The following is a 16,289-nucleotide window of genomic DNA, read 5'->3' on the forward strand; positions in this document are numbered from 1 at the left end:
GGCCCCGGCCGACAGGGCGAAGGCCAGGCCCGTCCCGGCCCGGAGAGCCCACGCCAGGCCCGGCCTGGCGCAGGCGATCCCATTCCGAGCCGGCCCGCCCCGAAGCGCCCCGCCGCGCCGCGCACGGCCTCCCGGCGGCGCCGGGGGCTGGGGGCCGCGATGGCGGCGCTGACCGCCGCGGGGCTCGCGTCATCGCCGGCCTGGGCGCAGGAGGGGCCCTTCGCCGCGGGCAGCCAGGCCGAATCCTGGGGGCTGGCGGGCGAGGAGAAGGCCCGGTTCTCGGCCCGCGTGGTCGACGTGCTGTGCGAGCTGACCGGCGACTGCCCGCAGGACTGCGGCGCGGGGCGTCGCCAGCTTGGGTTGCTGCGCGAGGCTGACGGGGCGCTGGTGCTGGCGGCGAAGAACGGCCAGCCGCTGTTCACCGGCGCAGGGCTCGACCTGCTGGCCTGGTGCGGGCAGATGGTGGAGGTCGACGGGCTGATGGTCGGCGATCCTCAGACCGCCCCCGCCCGGGTCTTCCAGGTGCAGCTGATCCGCGGCGCGGAAACGGACGGCTTCGTGAAGGCCGACCGCTGGACGCAGGCCTGGGGGGAGCGCTATCCAGACCTCGCCGACCTCCCCGGCCCCTGGTTCCGCAAGGACCCGCGCGTGATGGCGCTGGTCGAGCGGGACGGCTGGCTGGGCCTGGGGCTCGAGACTGACGCGCGTTTCCTCGAAGAGTGGTTCCCATGACCCGGATCTCTCCCGCCCGCTCGCTGGCGCTGGCCGCCGCCCTGGCGCTGGTCCTCACGGGGGGCCTCGCGGTCGGCCTCACGGGGGGCCTCGCGCTGGCCCACGACGGCGAGGCGCACCCCGAGACCGAGGCCGCGCAGGCGCTGCGCGAGGCGGGCCGGGCCGCGCGCGACGAGGAAGCCGCGGCGATGCCCGGGACCGCGCCCCTGCCCTTCGAGATCGAGCCGCATTTCCGCCTGCTCGACCAGACCGGGCGGGAGGTGACAGAGGCCGATTTCGCCGGGCGCCCCTATGCGATCTTCTTCGGCTATGTGTCGTGCCAGTCGATCTGCTCGGTGGTGCTGCCCCGGATCGCGGGGGCGACGAACATCCTGCTCGACGCGGGGCTGGAGGTGACGCCGGTGGTGATCACCATCGATCCCGAGCGCGACACGCCCGAAGCGCTCGCCGAGGCGCTGCCCCAGTGGCACGAGAAGCTGGTTGGCCTGACCGGCTCGGAGGCCGAGCTTCAGGCGGTGCGCGACGCCTTCCAGGTGCAGATGGAGAAGGTGGCCGAGCTGCCCGACGGCTCGCCCGTCTACGCCCACGGCAGCTTCGTCTATCTGGTGGGGCCCGAGGGCAAGGTGCTGACCCTGCTGCCCCCGATCATCTCGCCCCGGCGCATGGCCGAGGTCTTCGCCTCCTACCTGTGAGGCGAGATCGGACCCGCCCGGGGCGGGTCCGCGGCCCGTCAGGCGATCAGCCGAACAGGAAGTCGCCGGCGTCGAGGGCGTCGAGATCGACGTCCTTGATCACCACCTTCGCGCCGTCCTCGGTGCGGATCACCACGTCGTCGCGCCGCTGGCGGGCGCTGGCGAGCATGTCCTCGAAATCCGAGAATCCGTCGTCGTCGTCCTCGTCGAACACGATCACGTCCTTGCCGAGCTGGAAGTCCATGATCACGGTCCTGGCGTCGTCGTCGTGGTCGACCTCGAATCGGTCGCGGCCCTTGCCGCCGAAAAGGCGGTCGAAGCCGTCGCCGCCCTCGAGCCGGTCGTCGCCGGCGCCGCCGCGCAGCACGTCGTCCCCGTCGTCGCCCTCGAGCCGATCCCGGCCCCGGCCGCCGACCAGAAGGTCGTCGCCATCGTCGCCCTCGAGGCGGTCGTCGCCGCCGCGCCCCCGGGCCAGATCGCGCCCGTCCGTGCCGTCGAAATCGTCGTCGCGGCCGCTTCCCGTGAAAGTCCAGCGTTTCGCCATGGGCCTTGAGCTCCTGCTTGAGTCAGCATGGAGCGGCGCCCCGCCCCCGACGCCTGGAAAGCATCCTCGGATCGCCGCTCCGTGGATCGAAATGGGATGGCCGGCGGCCCGCGCAAGAGGGCTCGGCCCGCGATCGCGCCGCGACGCTTTCGGCCGCGCGCGCGCTGCGGCATGATCGCGGAAAGGACCGCGGCGAGGACGGTCCCGCCAGAGGGAGGGAGACCCATGAGCCAGGCGACGATCCGGCCCCGGCCGATGCCGCAGGTGCGGCCGATCACCTTTGACGACCTCGGCAAGGCGGTCCGCGCCGGCGTCTCCGACTTCCGCCGCGCGCCCCGCTTCGGTCTGTTCTTCGGCGGCGTCTATTTCGTCGGCGGCTGGATCATGTGGCTGCTGCTGAACTGGGCCGAGGCGCCCTGGCTGATGCTGCCGCTGGCGCTGGCCTTCCCGCTGATGGGGCCCTTCGTGGCGGTGGGGCTTTACGACGTCTCCCGCCGGCTGGCGGCCGGTCAGCGGCTCGACTGGTCCTCGGTGCTCGGCGTGGTCTTCGAGCAGCGCAAGCGCGAGCTCGGCTGGATGGCCTTCGTCACCCTCTTCATCTGCTTCATCTGGTTCTACCAGATCCGCACCATCATGGTGCTGACCCTGCAGAACATGTCGTTCAGCTCGACCGAGGGGTTCCTGAAGGTGGTCTTCGCCACCCCCGAAGGCCTCACGTTCCTGTGCGTCGGCACGCTGGCGGGCGGCCTGCTGGCGATCGTGCTGTTCTCGGTGACCGTGGTGGCGATCCCGCTGCTGCTCGAGCGGGACCGCGACTTCATCACCGCCATCATCACCTCGGTGAAGGCGGTGACCACCTCGCCCGCCCCGATGATCGGCTGGGGGCTGACGGTGACGGCGCTGATGATGGTCTCGATCCTCGCGGGCTTCCTGGGCCTGCTGGTGGCGCTGCCGGTGCTGGGGCACGCGACCTGGCACCTCTACAAGCGCGCCGTGGTCCCCGAGACCTGACGCCGCCCCCGGGCGGGCGCGCGAAGCCCCGCCGGCGGCGAGGGGGCTCGACGCCCCCGAGGCGCCCCACCCGCCTCCCCGACAAGCCGCCGCGCCCTCAGTTCCCGCGCCCGGCCCTCGCCGCCGTCCAGGCGAACCAGGCGTCCACGGCCGGCCGCGCCGCGGGCGCCAGACGCAGCAGCGCCCAGGCCGCCAGCCCCACCGGCACGTCCCCCCGCCCCCGCCGCACGCCCCGCAGCAGCGCCGCGGCCACCGCCTCGGCCGACAAGGGGGGCGCGGCGCCGGCGATGGCGGCAAGCTGGGGCGGACGCTCGGCCCGTTCGGCGGCCAGCTGGGGGGTCTCGGTGTCCGGGGGATGGGCGATCGAGACGCTCACCCCGTCCGGCCGGCACTCGGCCCGCAGCGCCTCGCCAAGGCCGCGCAGGGCGAACTTGGTGGGCGAATAGGCCGAGTATCCCCAGAACCCCGCCAGCCCCGCCGCCGAGCCCACGATCAGCGCCCGCCCCGCACCCCGCGCCCGCATCGGGGCGAGCGCCGGGCGCAGCAGGTTCAGCGCGCCGAAATAATTGGTCTCCATCAGCTCGCGATGGGTCTCGGGCGGCAGCTCGGCGAAGGCGCCGGCCCGCACCGCGCCCGCACAGGCGACGACGAGATCGAGCGGGGCCTGCGCCTCGGCCCGCGCCACGGCCGCCGCCGCCGCGGACGCCTCGCGCATGTCGGCGGGAAGCGCGAGGACCTCGGCCCCCGGCCTCGCCGCCCGGATCGCCGCGGCCGCCCCCTCCAGCCGCGCGGGGTCGCGGGCGAGCAGCGTCAGCCGGGTTCCCTGCGCCGCGAGCGCATGGGCCATCGCCAGCCCGATCCCCGAGGATCCGCCGGAGATCACCGCATGGCGCGGCGGCCAGGACGCTCTGGCGCGCGAAAGGCTTGTCATTCAGGAACAGATCCGTGCGAGGGGCGTCGGGCGCGTCATCCCCCCAGCATCGCCCGCCGCGCGCCGCTTGTCAGCAGGCCGCGGCGCGAGCCTGGATTTCGCCTCCCCGAGGCGCCCCACGGTCGATCCCGTCGCTTTCGTCTTCGCCCGCCACGACCGCCCGCCCTGAAGACACGATCGCGCGCCCGGGCCGACCTTCGCGGCGCCTCCAGCGACTGTTTCTCCGGCGCCGCGCCCCGCAGAACCGCCCGCCTGAGGGGCGCCTGCGGGGATCTGCCCGCAAAACGACCGCGCGTCCGAGGCGAATCCCCTTGACGGGGCGCGCGGATGCGCCATGTTATTTGCGAACGCTTCTCAATTGCAGACCCAGAGGCCCCGCCCCCCCTATGGCTTCTCAGACGCCAACCTTCCCCGCGCCGCGCGGGCCCGCCCGACCCTCGCGCCGGGCGCTGCTGGCCGGGCTCGCCATCGCGCCGCTGGCCGCGGCCCTGCCCCGCGCAGGATCCGCGGCGGGCGCGCCGGTGCAGGTGGTCGCCACCACCTCGATGATCGCCGATCTCGCCCGCATGGTCGGCGGCGACCGCATCGCGGTCTCGGCCCTGATGGGCCCCGGCGTCGACCCCCACGCCTATCGCCAGACCCGCACCGACATCGTGAAGATGACCCGCGCCGACCTGGTGCTGGCCAACGGCCTCTATCTCGAAGCGCAGATGGAGGAGTTCCTCGCCCAGCTGGGCGAGCGTCGCCCGATGCTCCCCGTCGCCGAGGCCTCGATTCCGGCCGAGATGCGCCTCGGCTCGGAGGCCTACGCCGACCGCTGGGACCCGCATGTGTGGATGGACCCGGCCCTCTGGGCCCGCCTGATCCCCACGCTCGAGGCGACGCTGAGCGAGCTCGATCCCCAGGGCGCGGAGACCTACGCGCAGGGCGCCGCCGAGGCGGCCGAGACGCTGGCCCGCCTCGACGCCTACGCGGCCGAGGTGCTGGCCAGCGTCCCGCAGGCGCGCCGGGTGCTGGTCTCGGCCCACGACGCCTTCCGCTACTTCGGCCGCGCCTACGGGTTCGAGGTGATGGGGATCCAGGGGCTCTCGACCGAATCCGAGGCCGGGCTGGCGCGGATCGAGGAACTGGTCGGCGTGCTCGCCGCCCGCGACATCCCCGCGGTTTTCGTCGAGAGCTCGGTGCCCGAGCGCAACGTGCGCGCCCTGATCGAGGGCGCGAAGGCCCGCGGTCACACGGCGCGGGTGGGGGCCGAGCTCTACTCCGACGCCATGGGCCCGCCGGGCGCCTACGAAGGGACCTATCCGGGCATGATCGACCACAACGTGACGGCCATCGCGCTGGCGCTCGGCGGCTCGGCGCCGGCGCAGGGCATGGACGGTCGCCTCTCGGCGGGGCTGGAGGGATGAGGTTGTTCGAGACGTTCGGGTCCCGCTCCCCGCTGGCGCCGGCGACGCCCGACCGCGCCCATCCGCCCCGCGCGCAGGGCCCCGAGCGCGGCGCGGACGCGCGGCCGGCGACGGGCGAGACCGCCGACGCGCCGCTCTGCGTCCGGGGGCTGACGGTGGCCTATGGCGGCAAGCCTGCGGTGTTCGGGGTCGACGCGACCTTTCCCGCCGGCACGATGACCGCCATCGTGGGGCCCAACGGCGCGGGCAAGTCCACCTTCCTCAAGGGCGCGCTCGGTGTGATCCCGAAAGTGGCCGGCGAGGCGACGGTGTTCGGCCGCCCCTTCGCCCGCACCCGTGACCGCGTCGCCTATGTCCCCCAGCGCGCCAGCGTCGACTGGGACTTTCCCGCGCTTGCCGAGGACGTGGTGATGATGGGCCTCTACGGCCGCATCGGCCTGTTCCGCCTGCCCGGCCGCCGCCACCGCGAGACCGCGCGCGCCTGCCTCGCGCGCGTGGGCATGGAGGCCTTCGCCGAGCGCCAGATCGGCCAGCTCTCGGGCGGCCAGCAGCAACGGGTGTTCCTGGCCCGGGCGCTCGCCCAGGACGCCGACCTCTATCTGCTCGACGAGCCCTTCGCCGGCGTCGACGCCGCCACCGAGCGGGTGCTGGTCGAGGTCCTGAAATCCCTGCGCGACGGCGGCCGCACGGTGGCCTGCGTGCACCACGACCTGTCGACGGTTCGCGACTATTTCGACCGGGTCCTGATCCTCAACGGCGCCCGCATCGCCGAGGGCCCGACCGCCGAGGCCTATACCGAAGCCAATCTCCAGGCGGCCTACGGCGGCCGACTGGCGACCGCGAACCTCGGCGCCCCGACCCTCGCGGGCCCGGACGCGCCGGCCCCCGCGGGCCTCGCGGCGGGCGCCTGAGGTGGAGCTTCTGACGGGCCTGATCGCCGCGCTGACCCTTCAGGGCGGCTGGAACGCCTCGCTGGTCGCCGTCGGGGCGGGGATGCTGGGGCTCGCGGCCGGCGGGGCGGGGGCGTTCCTGTTCCTGCGCAAGCGGGCGCTGGTCTCGGACGCGGCCAGCCACGCCACCCTGCCCGGGGTCGCGGCGGCCTTCCTGGTGATGGTCGCCTTCGGGGGCGACGGGCGCTTCCTGCCGGGGCTGATGCTGGGCTCGGCAATCTCGGCGGGGCTGGGTCTGGCGCTGGTGACCTGGATCACGCGGGCCACGCGGCTGGCCGAGGACGCGGCCATCGGCGCGGTCCTCTCGGTCTCGTTCGGGCTGGGGATCGTGCTGCTGACGGTGATCCAGACCGTGCCTGCGGGCAAGGCCGCGGGGCTCGAGGGGTTCCTGCTGGGCTCCACCGCCGGAATGCTGCAGTCCGAGGCGGTGACCATCGCGCTCGCCGGCGCGGTGGCCGCGGGCCTGGTCTTCCTCCTGCGCCGCCCGATGACGCTCGTCGCCTTCGATCCCGAACATGCCGAGGCCACCGGCGTGGGCGTCTGGCGCACCGACATGGCGATGATGGGCGTGGCGCTGCTGGTGACGGTGGTGGGGCTCAAGATCGTGGGCCTGGTGCTGATCGTGGCGCTGCTGATCATCCCGCCCGTGGCGGCGCGGTTCTGGACCGACCGGGTCTCGACGCTGGCGCTGCTCGCCACAGCCATTGGCGGGGTTTCGGGCTTTGTCGGGGCCGCGATCTCCTCGATCGAGGGGCGGCTGCCCACCGGGCCGATCATCGTGCTGGTGGCCTTCGCGATCTTCGTCGTCTCGTTCCTCGCCTCGCCCCGCCGCGGGGTCTTGGCCGAGGTGCTGCGCCGCCGCCGGCTCGAGGCCCGCGTGCATCTTCGCCAGGGCCTGCTGGCGCTGGCCCGGGGCGAGGCCGTCTACGACCGCCTGACCCTGCGGCTTCTGTTCTCGCGCGGCTGGATCCGCGCCGACGGGGCGATGACCGACGCGGGCCGCGCCGCCGCCGCCGCGGCCGCCCGCGACGAAGCCCGCTGGAGCCTCGCCCGCCGCCTGCTGCCCGAGGCCGGCGTCGCCGAGCGCTACGACGGACTCTCCCCCATCGGCGACAGCCTGACCCCCGACCAGGTCGCCGAGATCGACCGCCACCTCGACCTCCGGAGGGCCCCCGCATGATCGAGGAGATCCTCTCGCCCGAGTTCGTGATGATCTCGCTGCCCCCGATGCTGGTGGGGCTGCTGGCCTCGCTCGCCTGCGCGCTGCCGGGCAACTTCCTGCTGCTGCGCCGGCAGGCGCTGATCGGGGACGCGATCAGCCATGTCGCCCTGCCCGGCATCGTGCTGGCCTTCCTGATCACCGGCACGGTGGCCGCCTGGCCGATGCTGCTGGGCGCGGGCGCCGCCGCCCTGGTGGCGGTGGCCCTGATCGAGGCCGTCCGCCGCCTCGGCCGGATCGAGAGCGGGGCGGCGATGGGGGTCGTGTTCACCTCGCTGTTCGCCGCGGGCGTCCTGCTGCTCGAGCGGTCGGACGCCTCCTCGGTGCATCTCGACGTGCAGCACGCGCTCTACGGCAATCTCGAGTCGCTGATCTGGTTCGACGCGATGGGCTGGGGGTCGCTGCTCGATCCCGCGGCGCTGGCGGGGCTGCCGGACGCGGCGCCGCGGCTCGCGGTGGTTCTGGCGGTGATCGCCGTCCTGATGCGGCTGTTCTGGAAGGAGCTGGCGCTGACCACCTTCGACCCCGGCCATGCCTCGGCCATCGGGTTGCCGACGGGGCTGATCGGGGCGGGGCTCGCGGTCGCGACCGCGGTGGCGGCGGTGGCGGCCTTCGACGCGGTGGGCTCGATCATCGTCATCGCCATGTTCGTCTGCCCGCCCGCCGCCGCGCGTCTGATGACCGACCGGCTGGGCCGGCAGGTGGCCTGGAGCCTGCTGTTCGCCGCAATCTCGGCCATCGCGGGCTATGTGCTGGCGGGCTACGGGCCGGGCTGGTTCGGGCGCGCGGACGCGGTCGGGGCGGCGGGAATGATCGCCGTGGTGGCCGGCGCGATCCTCGCCGTGGCCTGTGTTGCGGCCCCTCGGCGGCGTCGCGCAGGCGCTACGGCTGCCTGAGGATTCGTCGCCGCGCCCACTTCGGCCTTGCCACCTTACGTGAGGGGCTTGACCCCCCCTGCGACTCACCGTAGCGTCCCCTTGCGATTGGCACGGCCAGTCCGACAGGGACCTGAAGGTCCGCCCCCGCAGAGAACCCGGATACCGGGCGAAACTTGGAGCGGACCACAAAAGAACGCCGCACACGCGGGAAAAGGACGCTTGGGAGGGCGTCCTTTTCATTTTTGGGAGAGGTCCCGCCGCCTCCCCGGTCCGGGGCCTTGATTTCGCCTTTCGCGGCGGCGAGAACCCCGAACCGAGCCGAGCCGCGACTGGCCCGCGCCGCCCCGCACCGGACCCCGATCCGGCGCCGGGCCTGGGCGAGCGTCGCGGAGACCGAGCCCGAAGCGCACAGGAACCGACATGCCGAGAACCCACGTCCGCTCTTCCCTCCGCCTCGCGGCGCTTGCCGCGCTGCTCGCCGGCGCGGCGGTCCCCGCGCTCGCCCAGCAGGCGCAGACCGGGACGAGCGATCCTGCCCAGACCCAGGCGCCCGCAGAGGCCCCCGCCCAGGCTCCGGCCGAGGCGCCCGCCCAGGCCCCTGCCCAGGCCCAGGCCCCTGCCGAGACCGCCCCCGCGCAGGCCCAGGCGCCGGCCGCGCCCGCCCAGCAGGGCCAGCAGCAGCCCGCCGGCCCGCAGCCCGAAGTGGTCGCCACCCATGGCGACTGGACGATCCTGTGCCTGGACGGCGATCCGCCCTGCATCATGCGCCAGCTCGGCTTCAACGCCGACGGCCGCGAGGTGATGGAACTGTCGATCCGTCGGATCGAGCCCCAGCAGACCCAGCAGGGCACCGTCGAGGCGGTGATGGATGTGCGCGTCCCCCTCGGCGTGTTTCTGCGCGAGGGCATGAGCCTGCAGATCGACAGCTCCGAGCCGCAGCGCGGCCAGTTCTCGATCTGCCTCTCCGAGGGTTGCCTGATGCGCGAGCCCCTGCCCAACGCGATGGTCGCGGGCCTCAAGAAGGGCGCGACCGCGCGGTTCGGCTTCGTCGTGCCCCAGGGCCAGGGCGGCCAGAAATACGACGTCCCGATCTCGCTCTCGGGCTTCACCGCCGCCTACAACGCGCTGTCGGCGAACTGATCCTCGGCCCCAGGTCGAGACTCGACGGGCCGCCCCGCAAGGGGCGGCCCGTTCGCGTTCAGCGACTCGCAGCGACTCGCGGCGCGCGGCTGCGGGATCGGGAAGTCAGGAGACTCCAGGCCCGGCCCGGGCCTCGCCGCCGCGGCCTCAGCCGCGACGCAGGGCGAGCACCGCGTTCAGACCGCCGAAGGCGAAGGCGTTGGAGAGGGCGGCGGGCGTCTCGCGCGCGCGCGCGGTGTTGGGCGTCACGTCGAGGTCGCACTCGGGATCGGCTTCGAGGTGATTGATCGTGGGGGGGATCACCCCCTCGCGCAGGGCGCCCAGGACGGCGGCGAACTCCAGCGCGCCGGCCGCCCCCAGCGCATGCCCGTGCATCGACTTGGTCGAGGACACCGAGAGCCCGTCGGCATGGGCCCCGAAGACCTGGCGCAGGGCCGCCGTCTCGGTCCGGTCGTTGGCCGCGGTGCCGGTGCCGTGGGCGTTGACGTAGGCGATCTCCGAGACGTCGAGCCCCCCGTCGGCCAGCGCCGCCGCGATCGCGCGCGCCGCGCCGTCGGCCGAAGGCTGCACGATGTCGCCCGCGTCGGCCGACATGCCAAAGCCCGCGATCTCGCCCAGGATCGTGGCGCCGCGGGCCAGCGCGCGGCCACGCTCCTCGAGCACGAAGACCCCCGCGCCCTCGGCGATGGCCATGCCCGCGCGCCCCTTCGAGAACGGGCGGCAGACGTCCCTGGTCATCACCCGCAGCCCCTCCCACGCCTTCATCGCGCCAAAGGTCAGCGGCGCCTCGGCCCCGCCGGTCACCGCAAGGTCGGCCGCGCCCGAGCGCACCAGGTGGAAGGCCTGCCCGATGGCGTGGTTGGCCGAGGCGCAGGCGGTCGAGACCGACCAGGCCGGCCCCTTCAGCCCATGGATCATCGAGATGTGCGAGGCCGGCGCCGACACCATCAGCCGCGGCACCACGAAGGGATGCACGCGGCTCTTCCCCTCCTCGAACGCGGCGCGGTAGCTGTCGTCGAGCGTCTGCATCCCCGGCAGCGCCGTGCCGATCACCACGGCCGCGCGCAGGGCCTCGTCCTGCGTCGGGGCGGGATCGGCCTGCGCCCAGGCCTCTGCCGCCGCGGTCAGCGCGAACTGGGTGTGACGGTCGTAGAGCGAAAGCTGGGAGCGGGCGAAGCGATCCTCGCCCACGAACCCCTTCGCCTGCCCGCCGATGGTCACCGACAGCCGGTCGAGGTCGCGGATCTCGAGCGGACCGATGCCGCAGACGCCCGCCTTCAGCGCCGCCCAGTGGGCCGGCGCGTCGAGCCCGAGCGCCGAGACCACGCCCATTCCGGTCACGACGACCCGGCGGGGGCCGGCGGCGTCTGCGCGGGCGCTCACCGGCTCAGCCCTTCTGCTCGGCGATCAGGCGTTTCACCCCGGCGACGATGGCCGCGACGTTCTCGATCTCGAACTCGCTCTGGCCGGGGTCGTTGGCGTTGAAGGGGACCGAGATGTCGAAGGCCTCCTCGATGGCGAAGACCGCCTCGACCATCCCGAGGCTGTCGATCCCCAGATCGTCAGGCGTGGACGTGAGCTTGACCTCCGCGGGGTCGAGCACCGCCTGCTCGGCCACGATGCGGATCACCTTGCGGGTCGTCTCGTCGTCGTTGTCGGCGGCGGCTGCTGCGGCGGCATCGGTCATCTCGACCTCCCACGGATCGGTGAAATCCCGGGGCCGACGCGGCGCGTCGGTCCCGCCCGAGGGACGTGTTAGCGCCTCGACCCGGGTCAGGGAAGGCGGAATCGGCCCTCGGGCCGGGGGGGCGCGCAGGGGCCGCGGGGGGCCTCAGCGCAGGCCCGCCGCCGCCGCGCGCAGCTTGTCCATGGTCCGCGGCAGGCGGCGCATGGCCATCCACATGCGGTTGAACTCGTCGCGCTTGATCGCCGGCGCGCCGATCATCACCGAGCGCGGCGGCACGTTCGACCCCACCCCCGAGCCGCCGGCGATGACGCTGTCGTGTCCGATGGTCAGGTGGTCGGCGATGCCGGCCTTGCCGCCCAGCACCACCCGGTCCTCGATCACCGCCGAGCCGGCGATGCCCACATGGGCGCACAGCAGGCAGTGCTCGCCCACCCTCACGTTGTGGCCGACCTGGACCAGGTTGTCGATCTTGGTGCCGTTGCCGATGCTGGTGTCGGTCAGCGTACCGCGGTCGAGGCAGGCGCCTGCGCCAAGCTCGACGTCGTCGCCCACCGCGACCGAGCCCAGCGAGTGGATGCGCACGTAGACCGTCGCCGCCGCGCCGAACACGTCCGAGGCGCCGCGGTCCTTGGCGGCCTCGACCGCGCCGGGCTCGGGGGTGACGAAGCTGAAGCCGTCGGCGCCGGCGACCGCGTTGGGGTGGGCCACGAAACGGTGGCCGATGCGGGTGCGGGCGCCGATGCGCACGCCCTCCATCAACAGCGCGTCGTCGCCGATCCGCGCCTCGGCCCCGATCGAGACGTGGCTCAGGATGCAGGCGTTGGCGCCGATGACGACGTCGCGCCCGATCACCACGAACGGCCCGATCGAGGCGCCCGGCCCGATCTGCGCCGAAGCGTCGACGATGGCGGACGGGTGAATCCCCGGGGCCGCGTCGAGCGGGTGGCGGAAGCGGGTGGTCAGCCCGGCCATGGCGTAGCGCGCGCGCGGCGCGAAGATCGCGGCCGCGAGGCCGAGCCCCTGCCAGTCGGCCCCCGCCGGCAGCACCGCCGCGCGGGCCGAGCCCTGCGCGAGGTCGCCCAGGAACTTGGGGTCCATCGCCACGGCCAGCTCCTCGGGGCCGGCCTGCGTCGGATGGGCCGGGCGGCGCACCAGCAGGTCCCCGTCGCCGGCATGCTCCAGGCCCAGGGCGGCGGCGACGTCGGCGATGCGGTGGGCGGTCATGGGCGGCTCCGTTGGCGGGGTCGGCGGAAGATCAGGCGGACGATCCGGGCGGGCGGGTCTGGCGGGCCGGTCGTCTGGCGGGCGTGTCGGGTCGGGGTGGCGGGCGGGGTCGTCGGGTCGGCGCGGCGGGACCGCGCGGCCCTGATTAGCGGTCAGGTTCCCCCACGGCCAGTCCCTGCGCGCACCGACGGGCCCCCGGACGCGGCCCCCCGCACGCCCCGGCGCGGGGGACGCGCGTGCGGATCGGGCCCGCGCCGCCCTGCCCTCGCCGCCCGGGCGCCAACGAAAACCCCCGCGCCGGAGCGCGGCGCGGGGGCGATATCGGCGTCTCGGCGCGGCTCAGAGCGCGGGGGCGAGCCCCTTCTCCTCCAGCGCCGCCCAGACCGCCTCGTCGCGGCCATAGACGTCGGCGCGGAACTGGGCGTTGCCCGCCTCGTCGACCCAGGCGGTGCGGTAGGTCAGGTTCACGCGCACCGGCTCGTCGAGGTTCACCCAGCGCTCGCGCCCCGAGTCGAGGAACCCGTGAAAGGCCGCCTGCGGGTCGTCGTACTGCGGGGCGAGCAGCATGTAGGCCAGGTCGAACGGGTTCTCGACCCGCACGCAGCCGTGGGAGAAGGCCCGCGCGTCGCGGCGGAACAGGCTCTTGGAGGGCGTGTCGTGCAGGTAGATCGCGAACTGGTTGGGGAACATGAACTTCACCTTGCCCAGCGCGTTGCCGTTCCCCGGCGCCTGCTTCACCCGGTAGGGGAAGTAGCCCTTCGAGTACTGGCTCCAGTCATGCATCGAGGGATCGGCCGGCACCGGCCCCCCGTCGGTGGCGATCAGCTGCATGTTCTGCCGCGAGAGGTAGGTCGGATCCTCGCGCAGCGCCGGCAGGATCTCGTTGGTGGCGATCGAGCGCGGCACGTTCCACGACGGGTTGATCACCATGTGATCCATCATGTCGATGAACTCGGGCGTGCGGTGGCGACGCTGGCCGATGACCACCCGGGTCTCGTGGGTCAGCTTGCCATCCTCATAGAGGCGCATGCGGTAGTCGGGCTGGTTGACCACGATGTAGCGCCGGCCGAGGTCGTCGGGCGCCCAGCGCATCCGCTCGAGGTTCACGGCCACCTGGCGGATGCGGAAGCCCACGTCCGCGCCCAGCGCGGCAAAGGTGCGCGCGCCCGCGATGCCGTCGTCGTTCAGGCCGTGACGGCGCTGGAACCCCTTCACCGACTGCTCGAGCCCGGTGTCGTAGAGCTCGGGCTGCGCGGTGGCGGGGGCGGCCTCGCCCAGCTCGGCGAGGCGGGCGCGAAGCTGGGTCACGCGGGGACCCGCGTCGCCCGGGCGCAGGGTGCCGCCCTCGGACAGGGTGGCGCGCCAGCCGCCGGCCTCGGCCTCCTGCTGCAGGCGGGCGTAGACCGCGCGCAGCTGCTGGTAGCCCGGATCGCGGGGGGCCAGCGCATCGAGCCAGGCGCCGAGGTCGGGCGAGGCGACGGCGGAGGTCAGGATGGTCAGCGGCTCGGGCCGCTCGGGGAAGACGTGGATCTCGGAGTCGACGCGGCTGGGCTTCAGCGCCCCCGCGGCCATGTCGCCGGCATAGCGCAGCAGCGCGTGGGTGAGATCGAGCTCGAGCTGCGCGACGTCCTCGGGGTGGCCGCCGGAGTCGAGCGCGCCCTGCGCCCGGGCCCGCAGCGCGGCGGGCGAGTAGGTCGCGGCCGGCAGCGCATGGCTCTCGGCCTCGTCGAGGCGCGCGAGCAGGGCCTGCGCGTCCATCGAGCCGCCCGAGACGCTCCACGCCGGCCGCCCGTCGCGCGCCTGGTACCAGGCCAGCACGTCGTCTTCGGACGCGGCGGCGCGCAGGATCGCGTCCTGCACCGGGGTGAGGGGCGCGGCGGCCAGGGTCTCGACCGGGCCGGACACGATCGAGGCGGGCGAGGACGCCGAGGACGCGGCCGAATGGCCCGTCAAGGGGGCGGTCTCGGGGCTCGTCGCGGGCGCGGCCTCGGGGACCGTCGCGGGGGCCGTCGCGGGGGCGTCGGCGGAGGCCTGGGACGAGGTCTCCGACGATGGGGTCGTGGGGGCGGCCGTCAGGCCCATGGCCTGAGCGGCGGCGGGGCCGGCGGCCAGCAGCGACGCGCCGCCGGCGAGTCCGCCCAGCGCGAATGCGGCGGCAATGTGGAACTTGAACGACATAGTGGCGCCTCTGACACAGGGATCCGCTTTGCCCGATCATAGCGCGATCGCCGGGGGGCGACGAGGATCCGCCCCGACAGACGGTTGCGCTAGACCAAGGGCGTGTGAATTCCGCCGCAGATATGGGCCGGACCGGGCGGAGGCCGTCGACAGGCGGCGATCTGTCCCGTTCTGCGGCGCCCTGCCCGAGCGGCAGGCAGGGGTCCCTTCCGCCCTTCGCACGGCGCCGATTTTCGGGCGCCGGACGCGGAAACCGCTGCGAATCTGCCACTTTTGCGCGCGGCGCCCCTGTGGCATAGTCCCGATGTCCACCAAAAACCGCCGAGAAACATCGGCAAGGACGAACGAGGCGACAGACAGTGAAACCGACCGATTACGGGCGTATGTCCCGTCGTGCGGCCCTCATGGGTCTCGCAGGCGGGCTCGTCATGGCGGGTATGGGCGGGCAGGCCCTTGCAGCGCCATCCCTCAATTCCGGCAAGGGCGCGTTCCGACGCATCCAGTTCGTCAACTCGCGGCTGCAGGAGCGGCTCGACGCGGTGTACTGGATCGACGGCGAATACGTGCCCGAGGCGCTCCAGGAAATCAGCGGCATCCTTCGGGACTGGCGCGCCGACCTGGTCAAGCCTTACCACGAGCGGGCGCTCGACGTGCTGGCCGCGGCCCATCGCAGGATGGACGTGAACGAGCCGTTCGAGGTGGTCTCGGGCTATCGCTCGCCGCAGACCAACGCGGCGATGCGGCAGCGCTCCTCGGGGGTGGCGCGCAACAGCTACCACACCCGGGCGATGGCCGTGGACGTGAAGCTCAAGAGCCGCTCGGTCCGCCAGATCGCGGGCGCGGCCGAGAGCCTGAGCGCCGGCGGCGTGGGGCGCTACTCCCGCTCCAACTTCGTGCACATGGACTGCGGTCCCGTGCGCACCTGGGGCGCCTGAGCGCCACGCGCGCCTGACGCGAAACCTCGCCGGCGCCCTTCCGGGCGCGGGCGCTGCAACGATGCGGATCGGCCGGGCCCTGCGCCCGGCCGCCGTCGTTTCGCGGCGCCGGTTCTGAGCTCCGGGCGACCACGGCCAGACCGCAACGCGCGCGGCCCGGCTCGGGCGTCCACATCGGAATCGAGGCGCGGGATCCGTCTGCCCCGCGCCGGCTCAGCCGGCCGAGGGCGGACAGGCGCGGCCGGGGGCGAAGACGCCCAGCAGTCCGGCGGCGAGGATCTCGTCGATCCGCTCGGCCGGGATCTGCGAGCTGACCCCGCGGCGGATGAAGTCGCCCGAAAGGCCCTGCGCCTTCAGCGCCCGGAAATCCACCGTCAACGCGGGCATCGCCTCGGAGCCATGGCGCAGCATCGCCCGGCCCGGCATGTCGTCGAGATGCACGGGCCAGGTGCTCCCTGCCACGCCGGTGCACTGGGCGACGCGGTCGCGGAAGCGCTGGCGGATCTCGTACAGCTCGAGGCGGGCGGCGGCCTGCGGGTCGGTCTCTGCGGCAAGCTCGTCGATCCAGTCGCCGACGCCGTCGCCCGGGCCGATCTCCTCGCTCAGCCCCAGCGTCGAGCCGTAGATGGCGAGCGCGATCAGCAGCGCGAAGGACGAGACGACGCTGATCTGCGCGCCGCGGACGCTGCGACGGACCCGGAGGTCGGCCTGAGTGCTCGCCATTCGACCCGCCTCCGGCACGCGCGGTCACGCAAAACG

General features: G+C 73.8%; 16 protein-coding genes. 9 read left to right on the forward strand and 7 right to left on the reverse strand.

Annotation, left to right across the window (positions count from 1 at the left end):
* Nucleotides 1-159: 159 nt before the first annotated feature.
* Together AAC134_RS14470 and AAC134_RS14475 are read left to right on the forward strand one after the other, a co-directional pair.
* Nucleotides 160-732, forward strand: a complete 573-nt coding sequence (locus AAC134_RS14470; protein WP_339949814.1) for a hypothetical protein — start codon at nt 160-162, stop codon at nt 730-732.
* On the forward strand, nt 729-1,424 hold the full coding sequence (locus tag AAC134_RS14475) for an SCO family protein (protein WP_339949815.1): 696 nt from the start codon (nt 729-731) through the stop codon (nt 1,422-1,424). The genes AAC134_RS14470 and AAC134_RS14475 overlap by 4 nt, the downstream gene beginning before the upstream one ends.
* A 46-nt stretch (nt 1,425-1,470) precedes the next feature.
* Here AAC134_RS14475 and AAC134_RS14480 read toward each other — a convergent pair whose 3' ends face one another.
* Nucleotides 1,471-1,968, reverse strand: coding sequence for a calcium-binding protein (locus AAC134_RS14480; RefSeq protein WP_339949816.1), 498 nt, complete (start codon nt 1,966-1,968; stop codon nt 1,471-1,473).
* A gap of 225 nt (nt 1,969-2,193) precedes the next feature.
* Between AAC134_RS14480 and AAC134_RS14485 the strand changes: the two genes are divergently transcribed.
* Entirely contained in the window at nt 2,194-2,979 is a 786-nt protein-coding gene (locus tag AAC134_RS14485; protein WP_339949817.1) for a DUF2189 domain-containing protein, read from the forward strand.
* A 97-nt stretch (nt 2,980-3,076) separates the two neighbouring features.
* Here the strand turns inward: AAC134_RS14485 and AAC134_RS14490 are convergent, their stop codons facing one another.
* On the reverse strand, nt 3,077-3,910 hold the full coding sequence (locus AAC134_RS14490; protein WP_339949818.1) for an SDR family NAD(P)-dependent oxidoreductase: 834 nt from the start codon (nt 3,908-3,910) through the stop codon (nt 3,077-3,079).
* Between the two features lie 386 nt (nt 3,911-4,296).
* On the opposite strand from AAC134_RS14490, the gene AAC134_RS14495 reads away from it, so the two are divergent.
* From AAC134_RS14495 to AAC134_RS14515, 5 genes are all read left to right on the forward strand, one after another.
* On the forward strand, nt 4,297-5,319 hold the full coding sequence (locus AAC134_RS14495) for a zinc ABC transporter substrate-binding protein (protein WP_339949819.1): 1,023 nt from the start codon (nt 4,297-4,299) through the stop codon (nt 5,317-5,319).
* Between the two features lie 149 nt (nt 5,320-5,468).
* Entirely contained in the window at nt 5,469-6,230 is a 762-nt protein-coding gene (locus AAC134_RS14500) for a metal ABC transporter ATP-binding protein (RefSeq protein WP_339949844.1), read from the forward strand.
* Between the two features lie 10 nt (nt 6,231-6,240).
* A complete protein-coding gene (locus AAC134_RS14505; protein ID WP_339949845.1) occupies nt 6,241-7,449 on the forward strand; it encodes a metal ABC transporter permease in 1,209 nt (402 codons plus the stop codon).
* A complete protein-coding gene (locus tag AAC134_RS14510; RefSeq protein ID WP_339949820.1) occupies nt 7,446-8,384 on the forward strand; it encodes a metal ABC transporter permease in 939 nt (312 codons plus the stop codon). Before AAC134_RS14505 ends, AAC134_RS14510 begins: the two co-directional genes overlap by 4 nt.
* Nucleotides 8,385-8,786: 402 nt before the next feature.
* Nucleotides 8,787-9,506: an invasion associated locus B family protein gene (locus tag AAC134_RS14515; protein WP_339949821.1), complete on the forward strand. Its 720-nt coding sequence runs from the start codon at nt 8,787-8,789 to the stop codon at nt 9,504-9,506.
* Nucleotides 9,507-9,653: 147 nt separating this feature from the next.
* Here AAC134_RS14515 and AAC134_RS14520 read toward each other — a convergent pair whose 3' ends face one another.
* From AAC134_RS14520 to AAC134_RS14535, 4 genes are all read right to left on the reverse strand, one after another.
* The gene (locus AAC134_RS14520) at nt 9,654-10,889 is read right to left on the reverse strand and encodes a beta-ketoacyl-[acyl-carrier-protein] synthase family protein (RefSeq protein ID WP_339949822.1); all 1,236 of its coding nucleotides are present in this window, start codon (nt 10,887-10,889) and stop codon (nt 9,654-9,656) included.
* 4 nt (nt 10,890-10,893) lie between these two features.
* Complete coding sequence (locus tag AAC134_RS14525) at nt 10,894-11,193, reverse strand: phosphopantetheine-binding protein (protein WP_339949823.1); 300 nt, start codon at nt 11,191-11,193, stop codon at nt 10,894-10,896.
* Nucleotides 11,194-11,337: 144 nt separating this feature from the next.
* Nucleotides 11,338-12,417: a UDP-3-O-(3-hydroxymyristoyl)glucosamine N-acyltransferase gene (gene lpxD, locus AAC134_RS14530; protein ID WP_339949824.1), complete on the reverse strand. Its 1,080-nt coding sequence runs from the start codon at nt 12,415-12,417 to the stop codon at nt 11,338-11,340.
* A 339-nt stretch (nt 12,418-12,756) separates the two neighbouring features.
* Complete coding sequence (locus AAC134_RS14535; protein WP_339949825.1) at nt 12,757-14,595, reverse strand: L,D-transpeptidase family protein; 1,839 nt, start codon at nt 14,593-14,595, stop codon at nt 12,757-12,759.
* Between the two features lie 428 nt (nt 14,596-15,023).
* Here AAC134_RS14535 and AAC134_RS14540 point away from each other — a divergent pair, with 428 nt between their 5' ends.
* Nucleotides 15,024-15,530 carry a DUF882 domain-containing protein gene (locus AAC134_RS14540; protein WP_339949826.1) on the forward strand — a complete coding sequence of 169 codons (507 nt, stop codon included), beginning with the start codon at nt 15,024-15,026 and terminating at the stop codon, nt 15,528-15,530.
* Between the two features lie 213 nt (nt 15,531-15,743).
* On the opposite strand, the gene AAC134_RS14545 is transcribed toward AAC134_RS14540, so the two are convergent.
* Nucleotides 15,744-16,253 (reverse strand): hypothetical protein, encoded by a 510-nt coding sequence (locus AAC134_RS14545; protein WP_339949827.1) that lies wholly within the window; start codon nt 16,251-16,253, stop codon nt 15,744-15,746.
* Between the last annotated feature and the right edge of the window lie 36 nt (nt 16,254-16,289).

This window comes from uncultured Albimonas sp., assembly GCF_963977235.1.
Classification (GTDB): Bacteria; Pseudomonadota; Alphaproteobacteria; order Rhodobacterales; family Rhodobacteraceae; genus Albimonas.